Annotated in this window: 10 protein-coding genes and 3 pseudogenes; 9 read left to right on the top strand and 4 right to left on the bottom strand. The window is 64.7% G+C overall.

Annotation, left to right across the window (positions count from 1 at the left end):
• Window positions 1-10: 10 nt before the first annotated feature.
• The 4 genes and pseudogenes from A3OM_RS0115175 to istA all read right to left on the bottom strand — a co-directional run bounded on the left by A3OM_RS0115175 (window position 11) and on the right by istA (window position 5,396).
• Window positions 11-1,678: a methyl-accepting chemotaxis protein gene (locus A3OM_RS0115175; protein ID WP_026176067.1), complete on the bottom strand. Its 1,668-nt coding sequence runs from the start codon at window positions 1,676-1,678 to the stop codon at window positions 11-13.
• A gap of 957 nt (window positions 1,679-2,635) precedes the next feature.
• Window positions 2,636-2,974, bottom strand: a pseudogene (locus A3OM_RS0115170) (transposase); the annotation flags it as partial.
• A 155-nt stretch (window positions 2,975-3,129) separates the two neighbouring features.
• A pseudogene (gene istB, locus A3OM_RS24100) lies at window positions 3,130-3,900 on the bottom strand (IS21-like element helper ATPase IstB).
• Window positions 3,827-5,396, bottom strand: a pseudogene (gene istA, locus A3OM_RS0115160) (IS21 family transposase). The pseudogenes istB and istA overlap by 74 nt, the downstream one beginning before the upstream one ends.
• Between istA and A3OM_RS24095 the strand changes: the two are divergent.
• From A3OM_RS24095 to A3OM_RS0115100, 9 genes are all read left to right on the top strand, one after another.
• Window positions 5,310-7,556: an AAA family ATPase gene (locus tag A3OM_RS24095; protein WP_157196490.1), complete on the top strand. Its 2,247-nt coding sequence runs from the start codon at window positions 5,310-5,312 to the stop codon at window positions 7,554-7,556. The pseudogene istA and the gene A3OM_RS24095 overlap by 87 nt on opposite strands.
• Window positions 7,549-7,809: a hypothetical protein gene (locus A3OM_RS0115150; protein ID WP_018044606.1), complete on the top strand. Its 261-nt coding sequence runs from the start codon at window positions 7,549-7,551 to the stop codon at window positions 7,807-7,809. Before A3OM_RS24095 ends, A3OM_RS0115150 begins: the two co-directional genes overlap by 8 nt.
• Window positions 7,810-8,425: 616 nt before the next feature.
• Window positions 8,426-9,118 carry a hypothetical protein gene (locus A3OM_RS0115140; protein ID WP_018044604.1) on the top strand — a complete coding sequence of 231 codons (693 nt, stop codon included), beginning with the start codon at window positions 8,426-8,428 and terminating at the stop codon, window positions 9,116-9,118.
• 87 nt (window positions 9,119-9,205) lie between these two features.
• The gene (locus tag A3OM_RS0115135) at window positions 9,206-9,619 is read left to right on the top strand and encodes a hypothetical protein (RefSeq protein ID WP_018044603.1); all 414 of its coding nucleotides are present in this window, start codon (window positions 9,206-9,208) and stop codon (window positions 9,617-9,619) included.
• Between the two features lie 33 nt (window positions 9,620-9,652).
• A protein-coding gene (locus A3OM_RS0115125) for an IS3 family transposase (RefSeq protein ID WP_085984275.1) occupies window positions 9,653-10,821 on the top strand; the annotation gives its coding sequence in 2 pieces (ribosomal slippage) (window positions 9,653-9,917 and window positions 9,917-10,821; 1,170 coding nt in all).
• Window positions 10,822-11,709: 888 nt separating this feature from the next.
• Window positions 11,710-12,111, top strand: coding sequence for a hypothetical protein (locus A3OM_RS0115115; protein ID WP_018044599.1), 402 nt, complete (start codon window positions 11,710-11,712; stop codon window positions 12,109-12,111).
• A 303-nt stretch (window positions 12,112-12,414) separates the two neighbouring features.
• Complete coding sequence (locus tag A3OM_RS25890; protein ID WP_156465747.1) at window positions 12,415-12,741, top strand: hypothetical protein; 327 nt, start codon at window positions 12,415-12,417, stop codon at window positions 12,739-12,741.
• A 30-nt stretch (window positions 12,742-12,771) separates the two neighbouring features.
• Complete coding sequence (locus A3OM_RS0115105; protein WP_018044597.1) at window positions 12,772-13,026, top strand: hypothetical protein; 255 nt, start codon at window positions 12,772-12,774, stop codon at window positions 13,024-13,026.
• Window positions 13,027-13,061: 35 nt separating this feature from the next.
• Window positions 13,062-15,620 (top strand): CheR family methyltransferase, encoded by a 2,559-nt coding sequence (locus A3OM_RS0115100; RefSeq protein WP_018044596.1) that lies wholly within the window; start codon window positions 13,062-13,064, stop codon window positions 15,618-15,620.
• The last annotated feature ends 169 nt before the right edge of the window (window positions 15,621-15,789 follow it).

Below are 15,789 nucleotides of genomic sequence, written 5' to 3'. Positions count from 1 at the left end.
CGAAGCAAGGTTAGGCCGCGCGGACCGTCGCGAGGAAGCGACCGACCTCGGCGCCGAGATGCTCGGACTGCCTCGACAGTTCGGAGGCCGCCGACAGCACCTGGGTCGCCGCCGCCCCGGTCTCCTCCGAAGCCTGCGCGACCCCGGCGATGTTGCCGGTCACTTCGTTGGTCCCGGTCGAGGCGAGGGCGACGTTGCGCACGATTTCCTGGGTCGCCGCCCCCTGCTGCTCCACTGCCGCGGCGATGGAGGTCGCCACGCTGTCGATCTCACGGATCCGCCCGGTGATGCCGCCGATTGCCGTGACGGCCTGCGCCGTCACACCTTGGACCTCATCGATCTGGCGTCCGATCTCCTCGGTTGCCCTGGCGGTCTGCTCGGCCAGCGCCTTGACCTCGGAGGCGACCACGGCAAAGCCCCGTCCCGCCTCTCCGGCACGCGCCGCCTCGATGGTGGCATTGAGCGCCAGCAGGTTGGTCTGCCCGGCGATGCCCGAGATCATGCCCACCATGTTGCCGATCCGAGCCGAGGTGGCCTGTAGGGCGTGGACCAGCTGCATGGTCTGATTGGCTTCGCCGACGGCCGATTGGGCCAGCCGGGTCGAACCGGAGACCTGCCGGCCGATCTCCTGCACGGAGGAGCCGAGCTCCTCGGCTGCGGCCGCGACCGTATTTACGTTGGCGGCGGCCTCCTCCGCGGCGGCGGCGACGGTGGTGGACTGGCTCGCGGTCTCCTGAGCGGTGGCGGTCATCTGCTGAGCGGTTGCCTGGAGTTCGGTGGCCGAGGACGAGACCATCCCGACGATGCCGCCGACCGCGCGCTCGAAGCCGTCAGCGAGCTCGAACATGGTTCGCTTGCGTTCGGCCGCGGCGGCCTCGTCGGCGCGGCGCTTGACCTCGGCCTCCTCGGCGGCCTTCCGGGCGACCATGGCCTTGATGCCGTCGACCGCCTTGCCGACCGCGCCGATCTCGTCGCTGCGGACCGACTCCGCAATTTCGGCATCGGTCTCACCGCGAGCCATCCGCTGCAGCACGCTGACGAGCCTGCCCAGCGGACGGGCGACCTGCACGATGACCGTATAGACGCCGTAGGCGATGCTGAGCGCCGCGATGACGAGTGCCGCGAGGAGGGCGAGGCGGGACCAGCCTGCGGTGTGCTCGGAGCGATTGAACTCGGCCTCCGCTTCGTGGACCTGCAGCGTGGTCAGCTTGCTGAGAGGCGCGTTGGTGGCCTGCATGTTCTTCAACAGGTCCGCATGCGTCGCATCGAAATCCGGAGCACCGCCTTGCGCGATACGCCTGAATATTTCGGAGATGACGACGCCGTTCTGATCGATCCGGGCCTGCAGGTCCTTGGCAAGGACCTCCTCTTCCGCAGTCAGCGAAGTCGCCTTGTAGGCGGACCATTGAGCGTGCAGATTGGAGAGGTCGCGCTCGATCCTCTCCTTTGCCGTGGTGAACGCGACGGTCTTGCCGCGCAGCATTCGCGATACATCGATGATGTCATCGTAGGCATCCCGGATGATGCTGAATTGACGGAGGCAGACGACCCGGTCCTCATAGACTGTCTTGAGGCTTGAGTGGCTCCAGTAGAGCGCGAAATTCCCCAACGCCGCCGTGCCGAGGAGGATGAGGCCCAGCACGGCCAAAACTGACATGAGCCGCTGTTTGATGGTCATCGTCGATAAACTGCCTCTTGGATCGCCAAAGCCGACCCATGCATCACCGGACCCGGAATGGTGCCCGCTGCCTGAAAGCGCAAAATAGAGGCAATTGGTTAATATGACGGCTGCTCAACGTCCGAGAGCCATGCGCAGTGTGATGACGGGCAGTCACGATCAGGACACCGCTGGCTGCTCTTGTAGTCGCATATCTCGGCTGACGCTGACGTCGCATAAGCTTCGAATGCACGCCCCGTTTCACATCACTCCGATACCGATTGAAATCAGGGCGCCTGGAGAGCCCGAGTTGGGCTGTGACCACGGAATAATTTGCCGGCGCCACCTGCGCGATTGGCAGGCCGCTGGCAACAAGGCGCCGCTGAAACAGCTCTACATCAAGCCGAGCTTTCGCCGAAGCCGCTCGGCGGCCTCCTCGTAGGTGTAGCCTTCCACCTTTTCCTCTCGCCAATTAGCATCACTCGTCACAAGCGAGCATTTCGGAAGTGATGCTGAGCAGAGGTTGCCGGACGGCCAACGAACGGCTGCTTATGAGGGCGTGCTTGGCCCTACGGGCGGCCCGGTTGGGCCGAGATCCGACCATCCCCTCTGTGAACGGATCGGGACGAGTCAAGCCTTCACCTAATGTCAGAAATACCACCGGGTATCCGGCATATTGTCCAGGTTGGTATTGACCGTTCACGGACGCTTGGAACGTCTTGTGTGGATGGCTCCCGCATTGCAAGTGACGCATTGAGGTTCTGACGCGTTGGTCGGGTGCAGTCTTGTGTCCGGCCTGTTGATGCAGTCGTTTATGTTGACCGCTGGCCCTGATGGTATCCGCGAACTGGGTCCCACTCTGCTTCGCGGGCTATGATGCCCTGGACATTCGGCGGGGTGTCCCGGCTCCCGGTCTGACCGGTTCGCCATCAACTCTCATCGTCCTCGCAACCTGGAAAAGTGCTCCGCTTCCTGCGGTCAGGCGGCCGTGGCCGCGGGTGCGCGGTAGGTGCCGCCGCGGGTCATGATCGCCCAGGCGACCCGCGCCGTGCGATTGGCCGCTGCCACGGTCACGACACGCACTGGCTTGCGTTGCAGCAGCGCCGGCAGCCGTGGGTCGACCGACGTCGGCGTCGCCTTCGCACGTCGGATCAGAGAGGTCATGCCGACCACGAGCAGGCGTCGCAGATAACGGTCGCCCATGCGCGAGATCCGGCCCAGGCGCTCCTTGCCGCCGCTGCAGTTCTGCAGCGGTGTCAGGCCCAACGAAGCCGCGAACTGCCGACCGGAGCGGAAACGCTCGGGCTCGCTCACCGATGTCAAACAGCTTTGAACATTGACCCTGGATCGGCGTCGAACTTTGACCCCCTGAATGGGTATGGCGGGACGCCCCTGATCAGCCCGGCGAAGCGGGTCGGGGTGGCGCAGCCGGGCTGATCAGGGGTCCAGCAGGCGCGACGTGTGTGCCGGCCTCAGGCGCGGTTCTTGAAGCGCCAGCTCTCGTTGCCGGTCTCGACGATCTCGCAATGGTGGGTGAGCCGGTCGAGCAGCGCCGTGGTCATCTTGGCGTCGCCGGCGAACACGCTCGGCCATTCCCCGAAGGCGAGATTGGTGGTGACCACGATGGAGGTGGTCTCGTAGAGCTTGCTGATCAGGTGGAACAGGAGTTGGCCGCCCGACTGCGCGAACGGCAGGTACCCGAGCTCGTCGAGCACCACGAGGTCGAGCCGGGCGAGATGGTCGGCGATGCGGCCCTGGCGGCCGGCACGTGCCTCGGCTTCGAGCCGGTTGACGAGGTCGACGACGTTGTAGAACCGGCCCCGCGCCCCGTCTCGGATGCAGGCTCGCGCGATGGCGATGGCGAGGTGGGTCTTGCCGGTCCCGGTCCCGCCGACGAGTACGACGTTGCGCTGGTGAGCCAGGAACTCGCCGCCGGAGAGCGCGCGTACCAAACCCTCGTTGATCGGGGTGCCGTCGAAGGCGAACTCGGCGATGTCCTTGGCCAGGGGCAGCTTGGAAGGGCACCCATGCGATCAGGATCGCATGGGACCCGCGATCGTCATCTGGTAGCGGATCGAGCGTGCCTGCTTCTCGGAGATCTCGGCCTGGAGCAAGTCGCCGACGATCTGCTGCGGCTCGTGGGTGCGCTTGAGCGCGACCTTGATGATCTCATCGTAGGCGGCCTTCATCCCGAAGAGCTTCAGCTCGCCCATGGTGGCGAGGATGTTCTGGCGTTCCATCATGGGGGGCTCCTCAGGCTGTCGTAGCGGGCGCAATCCGCGACCGGCTCGTGGCGCAGCCGCAGGCTCTCGGGGGTCAGGATGGTGACGGGCGGGGTCGGCTCGCGCTGCCGGGCGAGGATGTTGAGGACGACGTCGGCCGAGTGGACGCCCTCGCGTAGGGCCTCGGCACACGCCGCCTCGACCGCCGGCAACCCGTCGCCGAGCACGGCGGTGAGGATCTCCACCATCTGCCGGTCACCTCCGGCACTGCCGGCGAGCTTGCGTCGGACCTGGTCGAGGGCAGCGGGCAGCACCCAGTCCTTGAACGGTGCGCCGTTCCGGAGCGCGCCGGGTTTGCGGGTGAGCACGGGGACATAGTGCCAGGGATCGAACACGGTCTGATCCCGGCCGAAGGCGCGCTCGTGCTCGGCGACGACGCGCCCGTCCTGCCGGATATCGACGCGCTCGGCGTAGGCCCGCACCTCGACCGGCCGACCGATGGCGGAGGCCATGACCGAGTAGCGGTTGTTGTCGAAGCGCACGAGGCAGGTCGTGGACACCGAGGCGGTGACAGCGTGGAATCCGTCGAAGCGGCCGGCATAGGGAACGAGGGCTGCCCGCTCGGCCTCGAACCGCTCCCAGACGGTGCGTTCGCGCTCCTCGGGATGAGGATGCGCCTTGGCGTAGGCGATCACCTGATCGAGCAGGAGGGCGTTCAACTCCTCGTAGCTCTTCACCCGGACGCGCGGGGTGAAGAAGCGCTCGCGCACCAGCCCGACCTGGTTCTCGACCTGCCCCTTCTCCCAGCCCGAGGCCGGCGTGCAGGCGACCGGATCGACGAGGTAGTGCGAGCACATCTGCAGGAAACGGCGGTTGTAGGCGCGCTCGCGCCCGACGAAGATCGTCTCCACCGCGGTCTTCATGTTGTCGTAGATGCCGCGCTGGCAGGTACCTTGGAAGAACGCGAACGCCCGGTCGTGGGCGTCGAACACCATCTCCTGGCTCTCGCGCGGATAGGCCCGCACGAACAGCATGCGCGAGTGGCAAAGCCGGACGTGGGCGACCTTGACCGTGACGGTCGTGCCGCCGATCAGCACGATCTCGTGGCTCCAGTCGAACTGGTAGGCCTCGCCCGGGGCGAACGACAGCGGCACGAAGGCTTGCGCCGTGACCGAGGCGCGCTCGCGCTTCCAGGTTTTGGCATAGCGCCGAACGGCATCGTAGCCGCCCTCGTAGCCGAGCCCGCGCAGCGCCTCGTAGATCCGGATCAGCGTCAGCCGCTCGCGGACGGACCTGCCGGCGTTGATGGTCAGCATCCGATCGAGATCGTCGCGCCACGGCCCGAGCTTGGGCAGCGGCTGCACCTCACGCTCGTAGGCGAAGGCGGTGGCCCCCGATCGGATGACCTTCCGGACCGTGTTGCGGGAGACGTGCAGGTCGCGGGCGATGTCCTTGATCGCGCGGCCGCGGGTGAAGAACTCGCGCCGGATGCGCGCAATCGTGTCCACGCCCTTCATCCCCCTACACCACCCTTCCAGCCGTACCGGAGGGCAGTCTGCGAGAACGAGGTTAGGGGGTCAGAATTGGACGCCGATCCCCCGCCTCACGGGGTCAAAGTTGCACGCCGAAACACAGCCATGACGACATCGAACAAGACCACCGCCAAGAGCACCGCCAAGACCGGCCGGAAGGCCAAGTCCGCCACCAAGCGCGTGGCGAGCGGCGACACCCTCGACGACTTCCTCGGTGACATCCCCGACGACCGGACTCCCCTCGACCGGATCGAACCCGAGATCAGGAGTTCGCGCTACAACATCGCCCTGCACGCCCTGAACGAAGCCCTGACGCCCAAGGATCGCCTCCGAATGCTCCGCTTCGGCGGGGCCGGAGTCGTGATCCAGGTGCCCTCCGCCGACTGGGTCCCGGCCATGAGAATGGCCGCCCAAACCCTGGTCCGGTTCAATCATACGGTGTGCAGAACCGGTTCTGCACGCACCACCGACCGACCCGACAACGGAAATCACGAGATCGGGGACTTCCTCGGTGCGGGAGGACGCGTTCTTGGCATCTCCCAAAACCCCGAGCAGTTCCTGCCGTCCGCGCTAGTCACCGCCGCGGACATCCGCATCAGGATCGATACCCCATCCAATGCGGTCATCCGGAAGGCCATCCTGAGCCTCACGGGGCGCAAGGCCGGCCGCATGCCACCGGACATCGCCCGTGGCCTCTCCTTCGACGTCCTCGCCGCATCCCTGCGCAAGGGCACGCTGCCCTCGGCGTGCGTCCGCCGACTGATCGCAGCCTCCCAGGCCAACGCAACCATCGATCCGACCCTGGCCGACGTCCCGCTGCTCAAGGACGTCCATGGCTATGGCCGTGCCGGTGAGTACGCCCGCACGCTCGCCGAAGAATTTTCGGAGTGGAAGGCGGGTCGCCGGGAGTGGAGCTCCCTGGAGGTCTCGTGCCTGCTGGCCGGAAATCCCGGCACGGGCAAGACTACGCTGGTGAGGAGTATCGCCAAGACCCTGTCTATCCCGATCATCAACACATCGGTCGCCGCCTGGTTCTCATCGACGAATGGCTACCTCAACGAGATCATCAAGGAGATCGACCGCATCTTCCTGAATGCTTCTCAGATGTCACCGGTGGTCTTGTTCGTAGACGAATGCGATGCAATTCCAAGTAGATCCGGCCTAGGTAACCGCAACCGTGACTACTGGATGCCCTTGATCAATCACTGTCTCACGACGTTCGAGGCTGCGATTTCAGGAAGTCGCGGCAAGATCATTCTCATCGGCGCCACCAACTACCCGGAATTGATCGACCCCGCCCTGCTGAGGCCAGGTCGCCTCGGCCGGGTCATCACCATTGAGCCCCCTGATGCGGCAGGCCTAGCCGGCATCCTGCGCCAGCACCTGGGACCCAAGGTGCTCGACGGCGTCGACCTGACCGTGCCGGCAACCCTGGGCGTCGGGGCCACGGGTGCCCAGGCCACCGCCTGGGTGGCGGGCGCCGAGCGTCGCGCTCGGGATGCCGGTCGGCCCATGAAGGTCGACGACCTCATCCGACAGATCGTGCCGCCCGATCCCCGATCCCAGGCCGAGATCCTGGCATGTTCGTACCATGAGGCTGCACACGCCGTCGCAGTACAACTCCTCGGGGTTGGTGAAGTCGTCTCCCTATCCAACGTCGCGATTGCCGGCCAGGGTGGTCTGACCAAGACCAAGATCGGTCAGACCACGACCCTGTCTCGGGCGGCGACCGATGCCTACGTCGTGTCGATTTTGGCCGGTCGCGCCGGGGATGAAGTCTTCACCGAGGTCAATTCGGGGAGCGGCGGCGCCTATGCCAGCGACCTCGACATGGCCACCGCGATGCTGGCGACGGTCCATTGCTCGCTCGGCCTGGGCGGATCGCTCATCCACCGTGCCTCGGAAACCGAGGCGCGTGAGGTACTCCGCCATGACCCGGAAATGCGAAAGCGCGTCGAGTCTGACCTGACCCGCCTCTACAAGGTCGCCGTCGCCTTCGTGGAGACCCACCGGGATACCATCGAGATCCTCGCCCGACGCCTCGTGGAAGCCCGCATCATGCCGGGCGACGAGATCCGCCGCCTGATCGGCCGTGCAGGGTCGCGTCATGACATCCTCGCCACCCTGGGAGGTCACGATGCATGAGCTCGACCTCGATGATCTCACGGCCGAGATCTTCAAGCGGGTCCTTCGGATGCGCAGCACCCTGGACGAAGACGAGTTCGACGACCTTGCCGGCGAGCTCATGATCTCGATGGGGTCCGCCGCCATGCGCAAGGCCGAGGATCAGGCCTTTCGACGCCAGGCCATGCGGCGGTCGGACCGCTCCGGGACGGTCGTCGCCTTTCCGAAGCAGGGGCAGCAGACTCGCGACGGGGCGTCATCGGAAAATCGATGAGGCCCCGTCGCAAAGTTCGAGATAGGCCCGCTTTTCACCATGGCCGGTAAGCCCTGGTTAGGAGATCACGGGTAAAAAGGATCCTGCGCAGAGTTATGCGCGACGGCCGCTACGGCGGCCACCAGCAGAGGAGGCCGCGATGTACACCGAGTTCGCAAACGCCCCTCTCGCCCTCAGCACCCCGTCGCCGTCGATATTACCGATAGCCACGACCGCACGCTGAGTACCGGCGCCAGACGCGCCCTCTCGTCCTTCCCAAAATCCGACCCCAACCTTCCCGGACCCGCCACCTGGCGTCGACCGGGGCAGGCGACCCTCTTAGGGCCTCGACGTACATCCCCTCCGACCCGGCGGCGCTTCCAAAGCGATACCTCCACGCCGGAACCGACCCTGGGCCCCCCTGCGGGTGTCCCAACCTTCGCAATCATCCGAAGGCCCGCCCCTGCACGGGGCGCGGTGTCCCATGTCCGATCACCAGGGAGGTCCCCATGCCGTCCAAGAGCAGCCTCATCGCGTCCCGCCTCGCGGACCGTCGTGCCGAGCGCCTGACCGGAGCGGTCGTCGCCCCCAAAGGGTGACAGGCTGACCCTTGCCAAAGGGAGAGACCGGGCAAGCCGTGCAAGCGGCCACCGGGCTCGTCGGCTACGACTGTTCGGACACGGACCCGGACCGCACCCCCACCCCCAAGTGGCGCGGCCCCTCCGTCGGCACCATCGTCGATCCTTTCCGGGGTACGGTCTACTCCTACGAGAGCGAGGTCGAGAGGGCGGTCATGACGGTGCTGACCTCGCTCCCGGGGGTCCTCCGCATCCGCGAGCAGCGGTCGGTCCGGTATCGCCTCAACGGGGTCGCCCGCATCTACACCTTCGACATCCTCGTCGATTGGGTGGGGGGCGCCCGGGCGGCCTTCGCGGTCAGGCAATCGACCAAGGCCCTGCACTCGGACGAGACGGTCGAGATCATCCAGGCGATCTGTGCCCAGCACGGGGTCGAGTTCGCCCATGATTACCGCGCCGTCACCTACGAGACGCTGGACCCCGTCGCCGTGCTGAACGGACGCCTCATCCTCCGGTGCGGTCGCGATCACGACCACGCCGCCATGGATGCGGTCCGCAAGGCTCTTACCCGCCTTGGTCCCGCGACGAGCCTCCGACAGGTCGCCGTCGCGACCGGCCTCGGACAACGAGGGGTCAGGGCCGCGGTGGCCCTCCTCCAATCCGGCACCCTGATGAACCCGCGCGGCAAGAGGATCACCCTCGACCTGCCGCTGGAGAACCGGGCAACGACCGGCACCACCCCAGAACAATAACCATCCCTCTTAATCGGAACGCCAACTCTAGGCGGGAAGGTCACGTCAGTCGACGCCTTCCCGCCGAAGTGGCGATGGAGCTCATTCATGTCCATTCAACCATACAAGCTCGGACGTCACGACCGGGTAACCATCGACGGGATGCATTTCCAGCCTGCAGGCCGGAAGGGGCGCGTCAATCTACTGCGACAAGTCCTCAACGATGCCGTGCTGGACACGATCATCAAGCCTCTCAGCGACGAGGAGTTCACGCACCTCAACGCCAGCAAGCTCATTCGCATCGAGGAGGGCTACTACTCCCTGGCCTACCAGCTTCTCCGTAAGCGCGCGGAGGGGACCGACCTCTCTGACCTGTCCGACCTGACGGACGAGCAACTGCGCACCATCGCCTGGAAGGTCGAGTGGTGCACCCGGTTCCGGCACGCCCAGAAGGGCCTCGCCGGCCATGAGGTGCGCAGGAACAAGACCCTGGCCTGCCCCCTGAAAAGTGGTCCTCCCTGAGGTATGGCTTTGAGCCATGTGGAGGATGTCATCATGGGACGGAAGAAGCATACGGCTGAAGAGATTGTTGCCAAGCTGCGCCAAGTGGATGTTCTGGTCTCGCAGGGTCGCAAGGTTGCCGAAGCAATCCGGTCCATCGAGGTAACCGAGGTCACGTATTACCGTTGGCGCTCTGAGTACGGCGGCCTGAAGGGTGACCAGGTCAAGCGGCTGAAGTCCCTGGAGACAGAGAACCAACGGCTTCGTCGGGCGATCTCTGACCTGACCTTGGAGAAGCTCATCCTCAAGGAGGCCGCATCGGGAAACTTCTGAGCCCGGCTCGCCGCCGGGCTTGTGTCGACTACGTCGTTGCTAAGCATGGCGTGTCGCAACGCTTTGCCTGCCGTGTCCTGGGACAGCATCGTTCGACCCAGCGCAAGTGTGCTGTGATGGTCGAGGACGAGGCCACTCTGACAGCCGCCATCATCGCCCTGGCTCTGCAGTATGGGCGCTACGGCTACCGTCGGATCACGGCTTTGCTCCGGCGTGACGGCTGGACGGTAAATGTGAAGCGGGTCGAACGGATCTGGCGACGAGAGGGGCTCAAGGTCCCGGCTCGGCAACCGAAGCGAGCGCGTCTCTGGCTCAACGACGGTTCCTGTCTGCGACTACGGCCGAAGCATCCCGACCACGTCTGGTCCTACGACTTCGTCGAGCACCGCACGCACAACGGGCGCAAGTACCGAATGCTAAATGTGATCGACGAGTTCACCCGCGAGTGCTTGGCAATCCGGGTCGCTCGTAAGCTCAAGGCGCTGGACGTGATCGACGTGCTCTCGGACCTGTTCAGTCTTCGCGGGGTGCCCGGTCACATCCGCTCGGACAACGGGCCGGAGTTCATCGCCAAGGCTGTTCAGGACTGGATCGCGGCGGTTGGATCAATGACCGCCTACATCGAGCCGGGCAGTCCATGGGAGAACGGGTACTGCGAGAGCTTCAACGCGAAGCTCCGCGACGAACTCCTCAACGGCGAGGTGTTCTACACCCTCAAGGAAGCCAGTGTCGTCATCGAGCAGTGGCGGAAAGACTACAATACTATCCGACCGCACTCGTCGCTGGGCTACCAGCCACCTGCACCGGAGGTCGTTATCTGGCCAACGGAACCGAGTAGCTCAGCGCCGCTCGCTCACCCCGCCATCGTCACGCGACCGACGATGCACTAACTTCGAACTTGGGCCACCGCATGGGGGCAGGCCACCTCCACGTCCACGCTTAGGAACCAGCGGGTTAGGAAGCTCGACATTCGCCTTGCCATGCAGGACAGCGCCAACGATCTGACACCCGTCCCCATGGTGAAATACGTACAGGGTATGAGGTCCCGAGCGCAGGATTTCCTGTACGAGCGACGTCTCTGAAGGGATCGCTTGCAGGACGCGGAGAGATTCGGGCAGCCCTGTGAACTGGATGTCCATAGCTCGAAACTCGATACCGCGCGTACTCCAAACCTGCCGCAAGACAGCCGCGCTGGTAATCGCAAAAGGTGCATCGAGGAACTTGGTCGCTTCGTCCAAAACGAAGCCTGCCATCATATCCCGAGCCTCAATATAGGAGGTGCTCAAGAGTGAGGCTGCAAGCTGGCGCTTCGTAACCGGCATCAAAGACTGAACCGCTCTCAGGACCCGACATAGCGTCAAGCTCGCATAAGACCGTGTGGGAAGCGAGCCAAGGAGCGAAATGAGGGCGACGGAACGCCAAGGAGACGGTGGCTAGCAATCAAAATCTGACGGATGGAGCCGATGCCCTGGGTCCGCTTCCGACCCCTTGCTGACCCTCGGAAGGTCCGCTTCCAGGCTGTTGAGATCGAGGCCAACGACCGGGTCGGGTGGACTTCAGCTGGTCCGCTTTGGGGCAGCGATGCGAGGAAGCGGACATCGTCGCCAAGCCCACTCACGACCCTTTGCGGAAGGTCGGAATGTCTGCTTCCGGACACTTGATAGGAAGGAACTAGTCGGCTGGATCCGGTGGATTTCCTGGGTACGGCCTCGGCCTTGACGATCCGAAAAGACCCGAGCAGGCTGGCAAGATGGAGAAACTTTCACCGGGCACCGTATATGACTCAGTTTTACTTTCACCTCCGTGGCCCAGACGGCCTTGACTGCGACGATATAGGCCTGGAGCTCGTTAGCGTTGAGGCAGCTTATCTTGAGGCCTTTAAGGCCGTGCCGGGAATGAGCTCTGATCTGGCCTCCACCGCGGAGAACCCGATCCGGTATGGCTTCGAGATCACCGACGCGCATGGTACCATTCTGATGGTGGTTCCTTTCGAGGAGGTTCTGGATCACGGGCGAAAGCGTCCAAAACAATTCTCTAAGCTACGCTTCCGGAAAGGACGGGCGGAGATGAGGCGCACAGCTGGGCTGATTGTGGAGCTTCGCGATGCGCAAGCGAAGCTGAATGTGACATTGGCAGAGACTCAGCGTCTCCTCGACATGGCGAAGGGGACCCGCTGCTAGCGGCAAGGGCAAGAAGAGGCCTTACCGATTGAAAGCAGAATAGCTGCTCCCGGGAGGTAGGTTAAGGTCCGCTTCTCGGCAATTTCTGAGGTGAAGACCTCAGTGCTTAGAGCATACTTACGTCTGCTCGCTTTATGCGAAAACTGCAAAAAGTCGACCTGCGCTGGATGCTGACGTTCGATACTCCCAACACAATCGATTTCGATCTCAGGATTTCCGCCTCTAGAAATTTAGTGCACGCTCTGAACCGTCTCACATTATTAGTCCATGTGCGAACATGGGACATAAACCGGAGCGCTCCTGATGGGCCGCCTACAAGCAGATCGGTGCCTTGAGGTTGCCCGTGAGTTGCGTGCTGCGGCCGAAGAGGCGCGGCAAACGCTTCAGGTCTCGCGCGATCTCGTGCGGCGCTCACGTGAGCAGTCCGCCGCAGGGCCGCTAGCATGCAGCAAAGATGACAACCTCGGCCCGTCGAACCAATTGGTGATGTCTCTCATCGAGGCCTACGAGGCCGCCGAAAACGAGTCTGACACCCAGACCCGTCTGCTCCTCGGTCACGTGCTACATCATGTCGGTCGTCGCATTGCCGACGTGATCGGACCGCGGATGGCCGGGATCGCAGTGCATTGACCGACGGGTCACAGAGATCGGCGAAAAGCCATGGCGAACGGTGACGATCCGCAGGACGACGGCCCCGATATGCTAGGCCGCATCGCCCAGACGCTGGGTGTTCCGGTCGCGACCTTCCTGACGGCCGACCCAGCTGAGATACCGGACAACGAAACCGCCATGGCGAGTCTAGATCATACCGCTGACGCAGTGGTGTTGCTGCGTCTGTTCGTTCGGCTGAAGAGCCCCGAGGCCCGGGCCCGCTGCTTTGCCTACGTCGTGCAGGAGGCCGCGAACGAAGGCTAATCCGTAGGTCCGTCCTCGACATCGGGCAAGAACGCATGATGCTGAGACGCAACGAACGGCGCGGCATCGATCCGAAGGCTCAGAACGCAGTGATGGACCAGGACCACTTCTTGATCGTCGGCATCGGCGCGTCCGCGGGCGGCATCGAAGCGATGCAAGGCTTCTTCCGCGGGGTGCCGGCGACGATCGGGGCCGCCTTCGTCGTCGTCACGCATCTCGGCCGGGAGCACAAGAGCCTGCTCCCGGACGTCTTGGCCCGGTTCACCCCGCTTGAGGTCGAGGCTGCCGCCGACGGTGTGTCGGTCCGACCAGGCCACGTCTACGTCATGCCGCCCGGTTTCGTCATGGGAATCGCGGGCGGCCGGCTGACGTTGACGCCGCTTGAGCCGAAGGTCCGCGAGACCAAGCCGATCGACATCTTCCTGACTGCCTTGGCTCTCGACCAGAGGGAGCGCGCGGTCGGGGTAATCCTGTCCGGCGGCGACGGCGACGGCGCCATTGGCGTCAAGGTGATCAAGGAGCACGGCGGCCTGACCCTGGCCCAGACCGCGGATGGCGACGGCCCGGACACCGCCGACATGCCTATCAGCGCGCTGCGGACCGGCTTCGTCGACTTAGGCGAGACGGCCGAACGGATGGGCGACCTGATCGCCGCGCATGTCGCCGCAGCGCGTGATGCGCAGGCCGAGTCGGTCGCGCGGGAGCCTGACGCTGAGCTACTAAACGAGATCTTCGCCATCCTCCGCTCGCAGGTCGGCCATGACTTCTCGGGTTATAAGCCCAGCACCTTTGTACGTCGCCTGCAGCGGCGCATCAGCGTCGTGGGTGCGGCCGGGCCGCACGGCTACCTCAAGCTGCTGCGTTCCAATCCGGCCGAGGTTGGAATGCTGTTTCGGGATCTGCTGATCGGTGTGACGAACTTCTTCCGCGACGCCGCCGCCTTCGAGGCTTTGGCCACCCACGTCATCCCGAAGCTGTTCGACGAGCGCGCGGCGACCGATGTTGTGCGGATCTGGGTGCCGGCGTGCTCGACCGGCGAGGAGGTCTACTCCCTAGCCATCCTCCTGCGCGAGCACATGCTGACCCTGGCGGATCCGCCGCGCGTACAGATCTTCGCTACCGACATTGACGAGCGCGCGCTCACGGTCGCCCGGACCGGCCGATACCCGACGGCCTACCTGTCCGCCGTCTCGCCCGAGCGGATCGCGCAGCACTTCGTCGTCGAGGGCGACAGCGCAGTGGTCGAGAAGGCCGTGCGCGACCTCTGCACCTTCGCTCCGCACAGCGTGCTGCGCGACCCACCGTTCTCACGCCTTGATCTCGTCTCCTGCCGCAACCTGATGATCTACCTCGGCGTAGAGGCCCAGCAGCAGCTGCTGCCGGTGCTGCACTACGCTCTACGCCCGCGCGGCTACCTGTTCATCGGGATGTCCGAGAACGTGACGCGATTCGAGGACCTGTTCGAGACGACCAATAAGCGGCACCGCATCTTCCAAGCCCGTGATACGATCCCGCCGGCCCGGTTGCCGTCGATGTCCGGGCCGGACACGCCGATCTTCGCGAGTGCCGGCCAGCTGCACCGGCGCAACGTCACGACGCATGCGGCCCTGCGGCACACAGTCGAGACGTTGATGCTGTCCGAGTTCACGCCGCCCCACGCCGTCGTGTCGCGGACGGGCGAGGCCGTGCACTACTCGCCGCGGATCGGCGATCACCTGGAGGTCGTGCCGGGTCAGCCGACCCGGGAACTGGCCGCGATGGCACGCAAGGGCCTGCGGCTGGATCTCAGGACGGCACTACGCGAGGCGATCGAGGGCAACACTCGGGTGGTGCGCGACGGCATCGGCGTCGCGCTGCCAGACGGCCGTTTCCAGTCGATCTCCCTGGTGGTCAAGCCGCTGGACACGCCCGGCGCGACCGAGCCGCTGTTCCTGGTCGTGTTCAACGAAGCCGCTGCGCCCGTTGAAAAGGAGCGGCAGAGGGCCTTGGTGGCGAACGATCGGGACACGGCGCTTCAGGGCCTGGAACGCGAATTGAGCGTGACGCGCGAACGGCTCCAGGCCGTGATCGAGGAATACGAGACCTCACTGGAGGAGCTCAAATCCTCGAACGAGGAGCTGTCATCGGTCAACGAGGAAATGCAGGCCGCCAACGAGGAGCTTGAGGCTTCGAAGGAGGAGACGCAGTCTCTGAACGAGGAGCTTCAGACGGTGAATGCCGAGCTGACGTCCAAGATCGAGGCCGTCGATCAATTGAGCAACGACCAAGCCACGCTGTTCGAGGGCATGGACATCGCCAGCGTGCTCCTGACGCCGGATCTCCACATCCGCATGTTCACCAGCGCCGCGGCGCAGATCTTCGGCCTTCAGCCAAGCGACATCGGCCGATCCCTGCTCAATTTCTCGGCGCCGATCCCCCTGACGTGGCTCTCGGACGAGATCCCGACAGTGCTGGCGACAAGCCGGCCCTCCGAGCGGACGGTCGGGGGCGCAGACGGTGCTCGCTACCATGTCCGGTTGATGGCCTCGTCCCGCAAGGGCAGCCGGACGCCCGGGATCGTCGCGAACTTCACGAACCTACTGGAGCAGGGATGAGCGAAGGGTTTGGGCTCCGCGCCCAGGACCCGGGCGGTCCATCCGCGCTGGCGTGACGCGGATACGGGTAGCTACGCAAGGGTAGCGGGCGACAGCACGCCTTTGCAAAGCCCGGCCGCCTCTGCTTCATGGGAAAGCGGATCGCGGCGCCGGCCTAATCCGATGGTCA

The organism is Methylobacterium sp. 88A (assembly GCF_000376345.1).
Taxonomy (GTDB): Bacteria; Pseudomonadota; Alphaproteobacteria; order Rhizobiales; family Beijerinckiaceae; genus Methylobacterium; species Methylobacterium bullatum.
The sequence above is the reverse complement of the archived record's forward strand: the minus strand, read 5'-3'. Positions and strand labels throughout refer to the sequence as shown.

Excerpts from the sequence above, each read along its gene's own strand:
- A3OM_RS25890 (WP_156465747.1), top strand. The coding sequence starts at position 12,415 with ATGGGCCGCCTACAAGCAGATCGGTGCCTTGAGGTTGCCCGTGAGTTG.
- A3OM_RS0115135 (WP_018044603.1), top strand. The coding sequence starts at position 9,206 with ATGTCCATTCAACCATACAAGCTCGGACGTCACGACCGGGTAACCATC.
- A3OM_RS0115105 (WP_018044597.1), top strand. The coding sequence starts at position 12,772 with ATGGCGAACGGTGACGATCCGCAGGACGACGGCCCCGATATGCTAGGC.
- A3OM_RS0115115 (WP_018044599.1), top strand. The coding sequence starts at position 11,710 with ATGACTCAGTTTTACTTTCACCTCCGTGGCCCAGACGGCCTTGACTGC.
- A3OM_RS0115175 (WP_026176067.1), bottom strand. The coding sequence starts at position 1,678 with ATGACCATCAAACAGCGGCTCATGTCAGTTTTGGCCGTGCTGGGCCTC.
- A3OM_RS0115150 (WP_018044606.1), top strand. The coding sequence starts at position 7,549 with ATGCATGAGCTCGACCTCGATGATCTCACGGCCGAGATCTTCAAGCGG.
- A3OM_RS0115100 (WP_018044596.1), top strand. The coding sequence starts at position 13,062 with ATGATGCTGAGACGCAACGAACGGCGCGGCATCGATCCGAAGGCTCAG.